Origin of the sequence: Endozoicomonas acroporae, assembly GCF_002864045.1 — a bacterium.
GTDB classification, from domain to species: Bacteria; Pseudomonadota; Gammaproteobacteria; order Pseudomonadales; family Endozoicomonadaceae; genus Endozoicomonas; species Endozoicomonas acroporae.
Genome location: NZ_PJPV01000009.1, coordinates 129,185 through 144,904, shown reverse-complemented (window position 1 = coordinate 144,904; position 15,720 = coordinate 129,185). Strand labels below are relative to the sequence as shown.

Below are 15,720 nucleotides of genomic sequence, written 5' to 3'. Positions count from 1 at the left end.
TTTCCCTGCACAAGTAGTTGGCCAAATGGAATCGTATATTTCTGGCTAAGTGGGCAGTCACTATGCAAGGCACAACGAAGGGAGCATAGCCTTAGCTATGTGACCGGAGTTGTAACGCTGCAGAGTGGCTGCCCACTTAATCAGAAAATACGATTTCATTTGGTTAACTACTTAGTTTCAACCACTTCAAGAAGGTACCCCATTCATTAAGTGGATGTACTAATAAACTGATCAGAATCAATAACAGACAACTGCTGCACACTGCATCATTAAACAAAATTGCCATAAACCCTGTGCTTTATGCCCTCGGGTACAGGAGAGCGGCGAGCATCACAACCCGGGACAACAAGCGGAGCAATTCTTCGGTTTGTAATAGTCGAAGCATTCATATACCATTTTCGATCACAATATAGTGAGAAGCACCGAAATAACTTAGCAGTGCGTAGGGAGTTTGCAGTGAAACTCTGTCGAAACCGAGACTGTCGAAACCGAGACAGTCATCACCAAAAGCGTTTTCACATCAGATGCAGCTACCAAAACACCTGTTTCGGCGCTTTCCTGTCTTCAATGTCCCTCCTTTTCACCTCCTGGCGCTGGCCATAGGCCTGCCAATTTCACTTAGCCCAACGGCAACATGGTTGTTGCCAAGCATAGATAATTTCAATCAATAATCCTGTTAGCTTATTCGAGAGAGCTGCCATGACGCCTGAAGCGTTTGCGCGTCTGACCAGAGAAGGATACAACCGCATCCCCGTTGTACGAGAGATTCTGGCAGACCTGGACACACCGTTAACCACCTATCTCAAGCTCGCCAATGGCCGCTACTCCTACCTGCTGGAGTCCGTGGAGGGCGGTGAAAAGTGGGGCCGCTACTCGATGATTGGCCTGCCCTGCCGCACCTTGCTCCGGGTCAACGGTGATCGTATTCAGATCGAAACCGATGGCCAGATTGTCGAAGAACACACCACCAGCGATCCACTGGCGTTTATCAAGGCATTCCAGCAACGTTATCAAGTGCCGGAGTTGCCGGAACTGCCCAGATTCACCGGCGGCCTGGTGGGTTATTTTGGTTACGATACGATTCGCTACATTGAACCCAAACTGGCACAAAGCGCCCCGAAGGACGAACTGCATACACCGGACATCCTGTTAATGGTGTCTGATGAACTGGTGGTATTCGACAACCTCAGTGGCAAACTGATCCTGATTACCCATGCCAACCCTGACCAGCCAGCCGCGCTGGAAAAAGCACAATTCCGCCTGGATAACCTTGTGCGCCAGCTGCAAACCAGCCACATTCAACCTCCGGTCCAGGCCTCTTTGAACCCCGCCTGTGAAGATGATTTTCAATCAGGGTTTGGTGAAGCAGCCTTCAAAGCTTCGGTTGGTGCAATCCGGGATTACATTCTGGCGGGTGATGCCATGCAGGTTGTTCTCTCCCAGAGAATGACAATCCCTTATGACAGTTCACCGCTGAACCTTTATCGGGCTTTGCGAAGTACCAATCCTTCCCCCTACATGTACTACATGGATCTGGGCGAGTTTCATGTCGTCGGCTCTTCTCCGGAAATTCTGGCCCGGCTGGAAGATGGCGAGGTGACCGTAAGGCCCATTGCCGGTACCCGAAAACGGGGTGATACCGAAGAGAAGGATAAAGCGCTCGAACAGGAGCTGCTCAATGACCCCAAAGAGCTGGCAGAACACCTGATGCTGATCGACCTGGGAAGAAACGACGTTGGACGTGTAGCAACCACAGGCTCAGTAACACTGACGGACAAGATGGTCATCGAGCGGTACTCCCACGTTATGCACATTGTCTCCCATGTGACGGGCGAACTGAAAAGTGGACTGGATGCCCTGGATGTACTAAAAGCTACGCTACCCGCAGGGACGTTAAGTGGGGCACCCAAAGTACGGGCCATGGCAATCATCGATGAAATGGAGCCGGTCAAACGGGGGGTCTATGGCGGCGCAGTGGGCTACCTGGCCTGGAACGGCAATATGGACACCGCTATTGCCATCAGAACAGCGGTTATCAAAGATCGGCAGCTCCATATTCAGGCCGGTGCCGGTATTGTTGCTGACTCCAGCCCGGACCTGGAATGGCAAGAAACCATGAATAAAGGGCGTGCCCTGTTTCGTGCGGTAGCCATGGCCCAGACCGGATTCATTAAAGGGATGAAACACTGATGCTGTTAATGATCGACAACTACGACTCATTCACCTTTAACCTGGTTCAATACTTCTCGGAACTGGGGGCTACTGTCGATGTCCACAGGAACGATCACATCACCATTGATGACATCGAAAAGTTAAGGCCAGACCATATCGTTATTTCTCCTGGCCCGTGCACGCCAAACGAAGCTGGCATCTCCATGGATGTTATACGACATTTTCAGGGTAAGGTTCCGATCCTGGGGGTCTGCCTTGGCCATCAGAGCATTGGCCAGGTGTATGGCGGCAGGATTGTTCGCGCCCGACAGGTGATGCACGGTAAAGTTTCTCCGGTCTTCCATCAGGATCTCGGGGTTTTCCAGGGGCTGGCCAACCCGGTCACCACAACCCGTTACCACTCACTGGTGATTGACAAAGAGAGTCTTCCTGATTGTCTTGAGGTCACCGCATGGACGCAATTTGCCGATGGCAGCAATGACGAGATCATGGGCGTTCGCCACAGAGAACTGCCCGTTGAGGGCGTGCAGTTCCATCCGGAGTCCATTATGACCGAACAAGGGCATGACCTTCTGGCCAATTTTCTCAAACAGTCCATATAACCATTGAGCTAAGGGAATGAAGACATGCAGATAAAAGAAGCCATCAACCGGGTCGTACAACATCTTGACCTGAGCCGGGGTGAAATGGTCGAGGTCATGCAACAGATCATGACAGGCCAGTGCAGTGACAGCCAGATTGCGGCTTTTCTGACTGGCATGCGGATGAAAAGCGAGAGCATTGAAGAGATCACCGGGGCGGCCATGGTTATGCGACAGCTGGCTACCCGGGTTGAGGTTAACACTGAGCACCTGGTGGATATTGTCGGTACCGGCGGGGATGGAGCCCACCTGTTCAACGTCTCGACAGCGTCGGCATTTGTCTGTGCGGCTGCCGGTGCCAAAGTGGCAAAACACGGTAACCGTGGGGTTTCCAGCTCAAGTGGCAGCGCCGATCTTCTGGAGCAGGCTGGCGTCAACCTGGATATCAGCCCTGATCAGGTGGCCCGCTGCATTACTGAGGTGGGGGTCGGCTTTATGTTTGCACCAGCCCACCACTCAGCCATGAAAAATGTGGTTGGTGTGCGCCGGGCGCTGGGTATTCGTACTCTGTTTAATATTCTTGGGCCCATGTCCAACCCGGCTAACGTAAAAAATCTGCTGATTGGTGTCTTTAACCGGGAGCTATGCCGCCCTATGGCCGAAGTACTGCGTGAACTGGGCAATGAGCATGTTATGGTGGTGCACTCCGTCGATGGCCTGGATGAAATCAGTATTGCCAGTGCAACTCACGTTGCTGAGCTGAAGGATGGCAACATCCGCGAATACACCCTGAAACCGGAAGATTTCAATATCAACTCCCAAAGCCTGATTGGGCTGGATGTGAAAGACAGTCATGAATCACTGGCGCTGATCAAAGACGCCCTCGGTAAACAGGAGGGAAAATACGCTGAAAAAGCCGCCAGCATGATCACCCTGAATGCCGGTGCTGCCATCTATCTTTCGGGGGTTGCCGGTGGCCTTGAAGAAGGCATTCTGATGGCCCGGGACGCCATCGATAGTGGCCTGGCGCTGGAGAAAATGAAAGAGCTGGCCAGCTTCACACGCGTTTTTTCTGCTGAAGCAGCCACCTGGTCAGTGTGAGGGTCCAATTCATGTCGCTACCGACGATTCTGAATAAAATCATTGCACGGAAGCATGAAGAAGTTTCTGAGCGCCGCAATACCAGGCCGCTTGATGAAGTGAAAACGCTGGCCGAAGAAAACACCCCAACACGGGGGTTCGCCCGAAACCTGCTGTTACGGGTGGAAAAGCAGCAGGCCGCTATCATTGCGGAAATCAAGAAAGCCTCTCCCAGCAAAGGGATTATTCGGGAACACTTCGAGCCCGCTGACATCGCCAGAAGCTACGAACGCTCCGGAGCCAGCTGCCTGTCCGTGTTGACGGACCAGGATTTCTTCCAGGGGAGTGACCGCTTTTTACAGGCCGCCCGGGATGCCTGCTCTCTGCCGGTGTTACGCAAAGACTTTATGGTTGACCCGTATCAGATATACGAAGCCCGGATGATTGGTGCTGACTGTATCCTGTTGATCGTCTCCGCACTGTCTGACCAACAGCTCAATGAATTTAATGCGCTGGCACAATCCCTTGGAATGGACGTTCTGGTCGAGGTGCACGGGGCCGATGAGCTGGCAAGAGCGCTGCCATTACCGGGCGCTATTCTTGGTATCAACAATCGCAATCTGCATACGTTTGAAGTGAGTCTGGATAATACCTTTGAGTTGCTGAACCGGATTCCCGATGATCGGCTGGTGGTTACGGAAAGTGGTATACACACAAAGCAGGATGTGGAATCCATGGTCCGGCATAATGTGAAAAGCTTTCTGGTGGGTGAGGCTTTTATGCGCCAGGAAGATCCGGGAGAAGCGCTCAGCAAGTTGTTTGGCAGTTATTTATGATGCAAAGGCCGCCCTGAGAGCAATGGCACTGACTTAAGCCTATAAGCCCCGTAAACAGGGACATTGATATAGGTTGATAGATTTGAATTTGAACCACAAAGGCACAGAGACTCAAAGAAAAGATTTCTTTTTTCTTCCTTTGTGTCTTTGTGCCTTTGAGGTGAAAGTCTTTTAACTATGGCAAGGCTTTCCGCTTAAGTCAGTGCCATTGGCCCTGAGAGGTTCGGCCAATCTTTATCACGTCAACTATTGAATAATCCCACAGGCTATTCTGGCACCACCGCCACCCAGGGGTGGGTTGTCAGAATAGTTATCGGAACCAGCATGAATCACCAGTGAACGCCCCTTCAGTTCAGAGAGTGAAAGTCGAGGTGCTATAACAGGGCTGACCGCGTTCCCATATTCATCAACCATTAATACTGGCAAATCCCCTGAATGCCCGTAACCTTCAGGCCCCTCGTGATGACCGGTGCTGTTTGGGTCATAGTGATCACCTGCGGCGAGGGCAGCAACGCTCTGGCCACCTTTTTCTCCTGGCTCACAGGAGGGGTTTTCATGAACATGAAAGCCATGCTCCCCGGGTGGCAGATCATGCAGTGCCGGCTGCAGTCTAATCCCTTTGGTGACATCATCATCGTCAGCATGATGTATAAACACGTTGCCTATTGTTGGCCCATTACCTGCCGGAGTCACCTGAAACATCGCAACTTCCAGCTTTTCCTCTACCTTGCCTTCACCCTGACCCGTATTATTTGAACACCCGGACAGCAAAGCAGATAGTGCGATCGGCAGAGCCAGGAACCTGATACCTTTATTAACCATGTTATGAAACCCCTGAGAAAACATATAAGCCTCAGTATAGGTTCCAATGACACTCAACAAGGGCTGATTATTACGGCTACCCTAATGGCTGTTTGTACTCAAAGAATTTAGAATAGCCTTCAAACAGCCTTAGCCCGGATATTTCATAAACGTGCTCCCGCTCTCGCTTGTCCTTTGTCGCTCTAAGGGAGTTTTGCTCGGTCGACCGTACTCCCCGGTACGGCGCTCCCTCACAAAATCCCTTAGAGCGACAAAGTCCTCGGCTTTGGCATCCTGCGTCGCCCTATCTCCCACATCCATGTGGTCGTGCGCGAGATTCGGGGCAGTTTATGAAATATCCGGGCTAGAAACGAGAACAGGAATTTCAAATGAAGGCACAAGTCAAGTGGGTTGATAACCAGCGTTTTCTGGGACTGACCGACAGCGGCAACTCCATCGTTATGGATGCCGATAAACACCAGAAGAGCGCACCTAGCCCTATGGAGATGGTGTTGATGGGTTTAGGTGGATGCTCTTCGGTGGACGTGGTCAATATCCTGGAAAAAGCGCGTCAGAAAGTGACCAGCTGCCATGTGGACATTGAATCCGAACGTGCTGATGCCATTCCCGCCGTATTTACCAGAATACATCTGTCTTTTGTGGTGAAAGGCAGCAAGATCAAAGCATCCCAGGTGGAACGTGCCGTAAACTTATCCGCCGAAAAATACTGCTCGGTTGCCCATATGCTGGGCAAAGGTGGTGTTGAAATCACCCACAGTTACGAGATTATCGAAACCGAGTAGATGATTTAAACCACAAAGGCACGAAGACACAAAGGAAGCCTTTTTTGTTTGCTGAGCCTGAACCAGGCAAGCCCAGAAAAAACTTTGTGTCTTTGTGCCTTTGTGGTTCCCTTCTTTTTAAGGCCTTTCGCAAAAGCTCACGATCAGCCCGGCGGCCACTGCATTTGGCGTCCCGCCAGCAAATGCAGGTGTATATGGTAGACCGACTGCCCACCATGGCTGTTGGTATTCACGGCCAGGCGAAAACCATCCTCACTTACCCCTTCGCTGGCCGCGATGTCTTTTGCCACCAGCATCATCTTGCCCAGCAGTGACTGGTCTTCTGCGACGGCATCATTCATGGTTGCAATATGCTTTTTGGGAATGACCAGAATATGGGTTGGAGCCGCCGGGTTAATATCCCTGAAGGCCACCACCTGATCATCTTCGTATACTTTATCTGCGGGAATATCACCCTCAGCAATTTTACAGAAAAGACAACTCATTAAACCCACTCCTTGCCTATAAAAAAATCCAGTCACCCTGCGGTCACAGGCTGCTCTATTTCCCGTTCCCACAACAGCGTTGCACCAACGACCGCAGCGGGAATAATCAGCAAATTGATCAACGGTATCAACATGGCCAGGTTAACAACCGCACCAAAAGGCCACGACGTTGATAGCTTTGGTTTCAATCGTGATAACATGTCGGAAAATGAGACACCCCGGTTATCCGCTGCATAGTCACAGTACTGGATAGCCATCATCCAGCCATTGAATAAAAACCATAACGCCAGTCCCAGAACCGGAACAAAAGACAGTATCAGCAGCACAATTGCCCGGGGCAGGAAATACAACAGTTTGCGCAACTCCCGGCCAATACTTCTCGGCACAATTGTCAGCCAGTCAGACAATTTAAGATCAGGCAGCTCAGCGCCTTCCATTCGCTGCACTTTTTCCGCCAACAGTGCATTAAACGGGGCCGCAATAAAATTCCCGATAATGGTAAAGGTAAAAAACATCACGGCCGCCAGGGCCAGAAAAAACAGCGGCCATAGCAGATACTCCAGAAACGCCAGCCACTCTGGCATCCAGCCGGTGAGTTGCTCCATCCACAGCGAGAAATGGCCCGATGCCCAATAAATAATCCCGGAAAACACCAGGATATTAATGACCAGCGGAATCAAAACAAACCATCGCAATTGTGGCAGTAAAATCATTTTCAGTCCCTGGATAAAGTAACCGGGGCCTGATGCAGGGGTATTATGTATCATCACTTTATTGTTAATGCTTGCCAGAAACCGAAATATTACACCAGCAACAGCTATTTCTCTTGTTTTCTTCTCTTGTGCTTTTCTCTTGAGCAATAGGGACAGACAATAAGACCCATAATTTTTGCCAATTGCCATGGCTCAAAGGCTATAGCTATTATAAGGCCATTTAATCATTACCCATTATTAATGGAGTACATAATGAGCATAACCAGACACTCCCGCCTGTTAATTCTTGGTTCCGGGCCTGCGGGCTATACCGCCGCTGTCTATGCCGCCAGGGCCAATCTCAACCCGGTCATGATTACCGGCATGCAACAGGGGGGCCAACTGACCACCACAACGGATGTCGATAACTGGCCAGGCGGTCAGGAAGGGCTTCAGGGCCCCGGCCTGATGATGGAGATGGAAGCCCACGCCAAACGCTTTGGTACTGAAATTATTTTTGACCATATCGAAGAAGTGGATTTCAGCCAAAAGCCCTACACCCTGAAAGGCAGCCACACGTATACCTGCGATGCCCTGATTATCGCCACCGGAGCCAGCGCACGCTATCTTGGCCTGGACAGTGAAGAAGCCTTCAAGGGTAAAGGGGTGTCCGCCTGCGCAACCTGTGATGGATTCTTTTACAAAAACAAAGATGTGGTCGTGGTCGGTGGCGGCAACACGGCGGTGGAAGAAGCGCTCTATCTCTCTAACATTGCCAGAACCGTTACCGTGATTCATCGACGCCAGCAATTTCGCTCAGAAAAGATCCTTCAGGACAAACTGATGGATCGCGTGCAGAACGGCAATATCAAACTGGTTCTTGACTCTGTTCTGGATGAAGTTCTGGGCGACGATATGGGGGTCACCGGCGTCCGGGTTAAAAACGTACTAAGTGGTGAATCTGAAGAAATATCCGCAATGGGCTGCTTTATCGCCATTGGCCATACGCCAAACACCGGTATTTTTGCCGGTCAGCTGGATATGAAAGATGGCTATATACGGGTAAATAGCGGTCTGGCAGGCAATGCCACACTGACGTCAAAAGAGGGAGTATTTGCCGCCGGGGATGTTATGGATCATGTCTATCGCCAGGCGATTACCTCTGCCGGTACTGGTTGCATGGCCGCATTGGATGCCGAGAAGTATCTGGATGCCCTGGAAGCTTAAATAGAGCTACTACAGGCTTCCTCGACAGGAAGCCTGTAAGACACAGTTTATTTATCGGTGGTGGTTCCTTCTTTCGCAGACTCACCGTAACCATACTCCTCAGCCAACGCTCCCTGTTCATCAGGGCTGGATTTAGGCGCATAGTCCTTGGGCTGCTCCAGGGGTGGCGTGCGTTCATTACGACGCTTATGAATCTTCCCGGACAGCAGTGCGTTACTGCTTAACAGGGAGTCGCCAAGCCGGTTGCGGACTTCTTCATCCTTACAGAGCGCTTCCGCACCATTGGCCAGATGCTCATGGACATCCCGGTAGGTATCGGTCAGTTTATTGATCAGGTGGGCTGATGTGGTGAAGTGATCTCCCACACGCTCCTGGTACTCTTTGAATTCCTGCTGAAGTTCATCCAGCTGGCTCTCCAGCCTGCCGTTACGGGATTTTGCACCGGACAGTAAATGGTAAACGAGCGCACCACACAGAATCCCCGTCAGAAACGCCAGACTACCGATAAACCAAAGTACGTTCATGTTTTCCACAGTATCGCCTCACTCAGTGGGGCCCGCGCCCTTGTCATTAAATCACAACGCCATGTGCTTTAGCGCCTGCCTATAAACAGATTGTATAGATTCCATTGAAGTTGGCCTAGCCCATACCGGCAAAAGCCAGATTTGAGCAGAACCCACTTACTTTGTATAGTTGCTTTCGTCAAAGAGTGATAAAAGAACATCAAAGCCTATAATGACCGAACCCGGCCTGAAAAGGTTCAGTTCAGCAAGCCTTGCCACCTGACCGTAGTCCAGTTACATTGACAGCTTTTGCCCCGTTGGCAAATATGAAAACAATAAGCAGCGCTCCTTTATCCAGTATTTGATTATGACCCCGCAAGCTTGTTATCACAGGGATATCACCCAAAAAGGTTTTAGCAGGGACCCCGCCCAGGCTGAGGCGGTAAAACACTTGCAAAACCTCTATGAACAGCTGATCCAACCACCCGGGGGATCACTCCTCAAGAAGATCAAAGGTGCCCTCGGCAAGCCCCGTGAGCCATTACGTGGCCTCTATTTCTGGGGGGGCGTTGGCCGGGGTAAAACCTGGTTGATGGACACCTTTTATCACTGCCTGCCCTTTCAGGATAAGCTGCGCATGCACTTCCACCACTTTATGCGCCGGGTGCATGCCGAGCTTAAGACACTGGAGGGGCAGAAAAACCCGCTATCAAGCGTCGCTGAACGTCTTTCCAAAGAAGCAAGGATCATCTGCTTTGATGAGTTCTTTGTTTCCGACATCACGGACGCCATGATCCTGGCCGGTTTGATGGATCAACTGTTTCAGCGGGGCGTCACCCTGGTTGCCACATCGAATGTGGACCCTGACCTGCTCTACAGGGATGGACTGCAAAGGGCGCGCTTCCTTCCGGCCATCGACCTGATAAAAAAGCACACCCTGGTGGTGAATGTTGATGGCAATATTGACTATCGCCTGCGTCTTCTGGAGAAAGCTGAAACCTATTATTGGCCTCTCAATAAGGCCAACCATGAAAAGCTGGAGCGGATATTTTCAGAGCTGGCTGCTGACCCGGAACATATTGAGTCGGGCCAGAGCATCGAAATATCAGGACGCCCGATTAACACCGTAAAGTCAGGCAGAGATGTGGCCTGGTTTACCTTTACGGATCTGTGCGATGGTCCCCGCAGCCAGAATGACTATATTGAGCTTGCCTGCCTGTACCATTCAGTCATTGTTCAGGATGTCCCTCAATTTGATGCCAACCGGAATGATCAGGCCCGCCGCTTCATCAATCTGATTGACGAGTTCTATGACCGTGGCGTAAAACTTATTTTATCCTGTGAAGTTCATCTTGAAGCACTCTATGCCAGTGGTACTCTGTCGTTTGAGTTCAAGAGAACGCGCAGTCGTCTGCAGGAGATGCAGTCTACAGAGTATCTTGCCCGGCCTCACAAGACATAAGCGCGTCGAAAATAACTACAGGAGTTTCATCGTATGGATCTTGGTATTCAAAACAAAGTTGGCTCTTTTCGTATTGCAAACTGCTGACTATTTTTTGTTGAAAACAAGCCAGCACGGGTATTGTTCATGAATCCGGGCTGGATTGCCAACCCCATTTCTTGAGAACTCACCGCCGGAATAGCCCGGTACTTTCACTGTGCAGAGTGACCAGCAATTAGTGGTAAATGACAGTGAAGGAGGTGGTTAGCATCAGTCAAACAGCCAGTTACGCAGCAGTTGGGCAGTCGAAAAGCATTTTTTGTTTTTCCCCGGGCAATAGACGTTTGACCACTAGCAAGGGATGCCGGTTTGAGCCAATCGGGTACAATCTCACCTAACAGGGGGCTTTGCGAAGTTTGAGCAGGATTGCCTGAATCAACAAAAACGTTGCTTTTACAGGCCTCCAGGTAGATTGCTAACAGCTCTTCGACCTTTTCGTGAACCGCATTTATGCTTTTCAAAAGTTCACTTCGGGAAGCCGTTATATCAACAATTAACTTATTGTCGTCTGATCTGTTCCAGAAAAGGTGCTGAAATTTAGCAAATAAATCGTCAAAATCCGAAGTGTTGATGACCCTGTTAAAAAAATCATTCTGAAAAAAATGTTTGGAATAAGTTTCGCTCAACTTAACCAGCTCTTGCTCGACAATATCAAGACCAGGCATACCATCAATATCACCCACACGCTTAAGATATGCAGGGCATTTAGTCATTACTGACAAAAAGTTTGCCTTTTCATAATCAGTGATTGCTTCAATAATTTTGCCCATTTCTTTTTTAATGCCATCCACTTTCAGAGCTTCAGCAATCTCATCTATTTTTTTTCTGATCGTATCCTTGTCATCTTTATCTACCAACTGCAATTGAACCCGATTCATCAGCATGATCAATCGCTCTGTTGCCAGCTGAAGTTTGCCAATTAAGGGGGTGAAATGCTCAAGGTATATCAACTGCTGAGCCTGTTGGGTGAAGTCCAGAATACCGATATTACTTTTCTCAATCCTGTTTTTGATCTTTTTCTTCAATGTGTCAATGATTACCAGCAACACTTCGTGCTGTGCGGTTTCTCTGTTCAATACAGGTAACTCATGATTTTTGTTAGTCACCAGCATTGCTGCATTACAACCGGCTTGTGGGTGCCCGCCAACACCACCAGGAATAAGCATCCGGTAAGTTGCTCCAGTGGCATCTTCACCAGACTCATTGGTCAACATCGGAAACTGGTATTTTTTTAGCTCGATACAAGGTGGGCCATTAAACAACTCTTGATGCCTGAGCGTTGGTGTAGTCTGACAGCCATGCCACTCTGAAGAAATATTCATATAGTGTTTACGACGTCCAATGTAACCATAATAGCAACATACGACCCCATCCCTGACGAATTCGATTCCCGCTTCAGCCATGTTTTCCGGAGACAGATTATCTGTAAATGTAGTATCCTTTAACTCACCGTCATCGGTGTAATAACTTTTTTCAAGCATTGATTTTACTGCATTAACATCATGTCGTTGAACTTCAGTCAAGACGCAAATCCTTTTCTCACTTAAACTTCTGACAATTCCTTGAAAATCAGTGCCACACCACGCGTCGCCAACCACCATATAACGGCTGGATAAATCCATTTCTACAAGGCAACGGCCTACCCTGCACGGATCAACCAGGATAGGATGATCACAGGATACCGCCCTTACAATCCGGCCAGTGTCGACACGGTGGACTTTCCTGTTTTCGTCCTTTTTTACATCTGAATATATATTTAGCTTTGTTACATTGCCAAACCCATCGTAGGGTTTGTCTTTACGATAAAAATCTCTTAGGCCCCAATAATATTTGACGTTAAGTGTAACATTCATCGACCTTTCACCACCCCGTGATTTCACCCATTTGAGATGACTTGCTGACAGTGAAAGATCAGACCTTCATTAACCGATTTAGTTCTATTGAGTCATTTCAGGAATTACGATTATTTCCAAAAAATGACAGAACACCCAAAGAATCTAAAGCAAGAATTAAACAGAAGGTTGGACTTCCCTCTCAACGATAGAGGTGGAGAATTCATTAATTTCTTTGAAAATGAGATACTTCTTTTTTCTTCTCAGTGCTGATCTCACCTTTCGCGGCAACTCTGAAAAGCAATAGATCACAGAACGATTGGAATCAAGGTCAATCCTTGTAGTGGCTGGAACATACCAGTACATAAACTGCTTACGTTTTGAATAAATCACAGCCCCGGCCTCCAGATGATTAAGTTAAGATTTAGTCTGTTGGTCATTTAGTCAACTTAATCCTGAAAAAGTTCCCCTGAAGGCCGTATAAAAGTAGCAACTATCTAAAATCATTATAAAGACAGCTGCCTATTCTAACTATCCCGTGGCCTTTCTGGCTGCCCGAACCTGATCATAAGCCCCCTGAATTTCCTGGGTTTTTTCCTTGGCAACTGCCATCATTTCCTCAGGCAACCCCTTGGCCACCAGTTTATCCGGATGGTGTTCGCTCATCAGCTTACGATAAGCCTTCTTGACTTCAGCATCTGAGGCTCTGTCTGGCACGCCCAGAACATCATAGGCCCGCTTCAGATCCATTCCTGAAGATGATCGGTTGCCACCGGCTCCGGAATGATAGCCACCTTGCTGATAATACTCTCTCTGGGCAATAAACCGTTTGTGAATTTGCTCAAAAGCAAAGTTGCCCACCCCCAGAATACTGCAAACCTGCTTGAATACCGCTTTTTCTGAAGGGCTCAGCCCACCGTCGGCATAGGCTGCCGACAGTTGAATCTCCAGAAACATGGGAATCAGTGTGCTGGCACCGGCCACCTCACGAAATGACCGAAGCGCACCTTCAATATCGGAAGACGGCTTCTTGCCCTCGTTAAACAGCTCTATTGCCATCCTGCGCTGCTCTTCTGAGAGGCGCATGTTATGCATAATGGCTCGTGCTGTTTCTATTTCGTACTCACTTACCCGGCCGTCCGCTTTTGCCACACGGCCCATCACCAGAAACGTTGCCCTGAAAAAGGCGGTCTGGGCTTTTTGACGATAAGCGGCAGAAGTCCCGAAGCCAGCAGCTCCCTGCCCACCTAAATAGGTCCGGTTAATCCAGGAACCCACAAATGCGCCCAAAATAGCGCCAAAGGGTCCACCGGTCATGAATCCAACCAACGCGCCAATTACTATTGCGGTCATGAAGTCCTGCTCTGATCTTGAAGATTGTTTTGGCTTTGCGGCCGGTCCTGCTGCTGTTTTTGAAGATAGCCTTCCAGTGCCTGTAGCCGTTCAACAGAACCCACATCCGTCCAGAAACCATGGTGGTACTGGCCACTGACCCGGCCCTGTTGCATGGCCTCAATCAATAACGGAGCCAGGGCAAAGGCTGTGCCACGCTGACACCCGTCAAATAATCGCGGGGATAGTATGCTGACGCCACTGAATGTCAGTCTGGCTTTTTCCGGCATTGCTGCTTTCTCAAAAAGAATCCCATCGTCGAGACAAAAATCCCCTGCCGGATGGAAGTCCGGGTTATCAACCATCACTAGATGCGCCAGCATGCCTTGCGGGAGCAGCAGATTTTTCAGACAGATATCTGTATAAACATCCCCATTCACCACCACAAACGGAGCATCACTTTCGCCCGCCTGGCCTTGAGCCAGCAGCGGCAGGGCTCGACAAATCCCACCGCCGGTTTCCAGAGGCTCGCCTTCCGGAGAGTACTGAATAGTTACCCCCCAGTCGGAACCTGAGCCAAGTGCCTCCTCAATCTTTTCACCCAACCAGCCATGATTAATGACCAGTTCCCTGAAACCAGCCTGCACCAACCGCTCGATATGATAGGTAATCAGGGGTTTTCCTGCCACTGGTACCAGGGGTTTGGGAATGGACAGGGTAATGGGTCTGAGTCTTTTGCCATAACCTGCGGCAAGTATCATGGCCTTCATACACCGGCTTCCTCCATTACCTGTTTAAGCCGCCCTTTAACCAAAGGTTCAACGCCCTTTTGCAGCCACTCGGCATGGGCTTTGCATTGAGGGTATCGCTGGCAGATGGACACCACATACCCCAGGGTTCTTGGAATATCGTTAAGGTAGCCGGGTTTGCCATCACGCAACCATAACCTGGAAAAGATCCCCAGACATTTCAGATGACGCTGTAAACCCGTGAGATCAAACCAGGTTTTCAGCTGTTCCTGATCATAATCTGCCAACATCGGGTGACGGGCAATAAAGGAGGAAAACCAGCGATCTATCTTTTCTTCAGGCCAGGCTATGTAGCAGTCCCTCAATAAAGACACGACGTCATAAAGCAATGGCCCATGCAGCGCTCCCTGAAAATCAATAACCCCAATACTGCCATCCGGTGCCAGCATCAGGTTCCGGGAATGGTAATCACGATGAACCGTCCCCTTTGGCTGGTCAAGAAACGTTGATACCAGCGAAGAAAACAGCCCCGTCAGCGGCTGCATAATGTGAGAATCTTCAGCATCAAATCCCATCAGCGCCCCAAGAAACCACTGGGGATAAAGAGACAGCTCAAGGCGGATCAGCTTTTCATCGTAGGGAGGCAGGTTATCAGGCAACTGTTGCTGTACGGTGAGTAAGGTGTCCAGAAGCTGCGGATAGTGCTGGTCGGCGGCAGAACCTTGCAGTAAAACCTGCATTGGCGTATCCCCCAGATCCTCCTGAAGCATAAAGCCATGCTCATAATCAACCGCAAACACCTCAGGAACGTGGACCCCGCCTGCCCGCCAGTGTGATGCTATCTCAACAAAGGTGCGGGTATCTTCTGTTGCCGGAGGAGCGTCTACGGCAACCAGCGTCCGCTGAGGGGTTTTAACCCGGTAATATTTTCGAAAACCTGCATCACTGCCAATGGCCTGTAAAGGCATTGAAGCACCTGCATCAAGGTTCCCATGATCAAAGGCAGGGCTTTGTCCGCCAGATAACACTGAAACAACCCATTGTGCCAGTTGTTCCCGACGGCAAGATGCTTCAGAAACGTTCTGAAGCTCTGAAATTGTTGTGGCCAACGCTTTTGCTTCCCATT

At 49.7% G+C, this 15,720-nt stretch carries 15 protein-coding genes; 7 read left to right on the top strand and 8 right to left on the bottom strand.

Annotated features, from left to right (window positions below; all coding sequences use genetic code 11):
- The first annotated feature begins 699 nt into the window (after positions 1-699).
- The 4 genes from trpE to trpC are packed head-to-tail and all read left to right on the top strand — an operon-like array spanning position 700 to position 4,669.
- On the top strand, positions 700-2,190 hold the full coding sequence (gene trpE, locus CX664_RS02250; RefSeq protein WP_101745142.1) for an anthranilate synthase component I: 1,491 nt from the start codon (positions 700-702) through the stop codon (positions 2,188-2,190).
- Entirely contained in the window at positions 2,190-2,774 is a 585-nt protein-coding gene (locus CX664_RS02245) for an anthranilate synthase component II (RefSeq protein WP_101745141.1), read from the top strand. The genes trpE and CX664_RS02245 overlap by 1 nt, the downstream gene beginning before the upstream one ends.
- Before the next feature lie 24 nt (positions 2,775-2,798).
- The gene (gene trpD / locus CX664_RS02240; protein ID WP_101745140.1) at positions 2,799-3,854 is read left to right on the top strand and encodes an anthranilate phosphoribosyltransferase; all 1,056 of its coding nucleotides are present in this window, start codon (positions 2,799-2,801) and stop codon (positions 3,852-3,854) included.
- A gap of 11 nt (positions 3,855-3,865) precedes the next feature.
- Positions 3,866-4,669, top strand: coding sequence for an indole-3-glycerol phosphate synthase TrpC (trpC, locus tag CX664_RS02235; RefSeq protein ID WP_101745139.1), 804 nt, complete (start codon positions 3,866-3,868; stop codon positions 4,667-4,669).
- Between the two features lie 246 nt (positions 4,670-4,915).
- Here trpC and sodC read toward each other — a convergent pair whose 3' ends face one another.
- Positions 4,916-5,491 (bottom strand): superoxide dismutase family protein, encoded by a 576-nt coding sequence (gene sodC / locus CX664_RS02230; RefSeq protein WP_101745138.1) that lies wholly within the window; start codon positions 5,489-5,491, stop codon positions 4,916-4,918.
- A 368-nt stretch (positions 5,492-5,859) separates the two neighbouring features.
- Here sodC and CX664_RS02225 point away from each other — a divergent pair, with 368 nt between their 5' ends.
- Complete coding sequence (locus CX664_RS02225; protein ID WP_101745137.1) at positions 5,860-6,273, top strand: OsmC family protein; 414 nt, start codon at positions 5,860-5,862, stop codon at positions 6,271-6,273.
- A 143-nt stretch (positions 6,274-6,416) separates the two neighbouring features.
- On the opposite strand, the gene CX664_RS02220 is transcribed toward CX664_RS02225, so the two are convergent.
- Positions 6,417-6,758 (bottom strand): histidine triad nucleotide-binding protein, encoded by a 342-nt coding sequence (locus CX664_RS02220; protein ID WP_101745136.1) that lies wholly within the window; start codon positions 6,756-6,758, stop codon positions 6,417-6,419.
- A 32-nt stretch (positions 6,759-6,790) separates the two neighbouring features.
- Positions 6,791-7,525 (bottom strand): sulfate transporter CysZ, encoded by a 735-nt coding sequence (cysZ, locus tag CX664_RS02215; RefSeq protein ID WP_101745173.1) that lies wholly within the window; start codon positions 7,523-7,525, stop codon positions 6,791-6,793.
- A gap of 198 nt (positions 7,526-7,723) precedes the next feature.
- Here cysZ and trxB point away from each other — a divergent pair, with 198 nt between their 5' ends.
- Positions 7,724-8,677 (top strand): thioredoxin-disulfide reductase, encoded by a 954-nt coding sequence (gene trxB / locus CX664_RS02210; protein ID WP_101745135.1) that lies wholly within the window; start codon positions 7,724-7,726, stop codon positions 8,675-8,677.
- A gap of 47 nt (positions 8,678-8,724) precedes the next feature.
- Here the strand turns inward: trxB and CX664_RS02205 are convergent, their stop codons facing one another.
- On the bottom strand, positions 8,725-9,201 hold the full coding sequence (locus CX664_RS02205; protein ID WP_101745134.1) for a Z-ring associated ZapG family protein: 477 nt from the start codon (positions 9,199-9,201) through the stop codon (positions 8,725-8,727).
- A gap of 346 nt (positions 9,202-9,547) precedes the next feature.
- Between CX664_RS02205 and zapE the strand changes: the two genes are divergently transcribed.
- On the top strand, positions 9,548-10,642 hold the full coding sequence (gene zapE / locus CX664_RS02200; RefSeq protein WP_101745133.1) for a cell division protein ZapE: 1,095 nt from the start codon (positions 9,548-9,550) through the stop codon (positions 10,640-10,642).
- Between the two features lie 191 nt (positions 10,643-10,833).
- Here the strand turns inward: zapE and CX664_RS02195 are convergent, their stop codons facing one another.
- The 4 genes from CX664_RS02195 to CX664_RS02180 form a co-directional block, all read right to left on the bottom strand.
- Complete coding sequence (locus CX664_RS02195; RefSeq protein WP_145999761.1) at positions 10,834-12,534, bottom strand: hypothetical protein; 1,701 nt, start codon at positions 12,532-12,534, stop codon at positions 10,834-10,836.
- Between the two features lie 510 nt (positions 12,535-13,044).
- Complete coding sequence (djlA, locus tag CX664_RS02190; RefSeq protein WP_101745131.1) at positions 13,045-13,866, bottom strand: co-chaperone DjlA; 822 nt, start codon at positions 13,864-13,866, stop codon at positions 13,045-13,047.
- A complete protein-coding gene (murU, locus tag CX664_RS02185) occupies positions 13,863-14,615 on the bottom strand; it encodes an N-acetylmuramate alpha-1-phosphate uridylyltransferase MurU (protein ID WP_101745130.1) in 753 nt (250 codons plus the stop codon). Before murU ends, djlA begins: the two co-directional genes overlap by 4 nt.
- Positions 14,612-15,703 (bottom strand): aminoglycoside phosphotransferase family protein, encoded by a 1,092-nt coding sequence (locus tag CX664_RS02180; protein WP_101745129.1) that lies wholly within the window; start codon positions 15,701-15,703, stop codon positions 14,612-14,614. Before CX664_RS02180 ends, murU begins: the two co-directional genes overlap by 4 nt.
- Positions 15,704-15,720 lie beyond the last annotated feature (17 nt).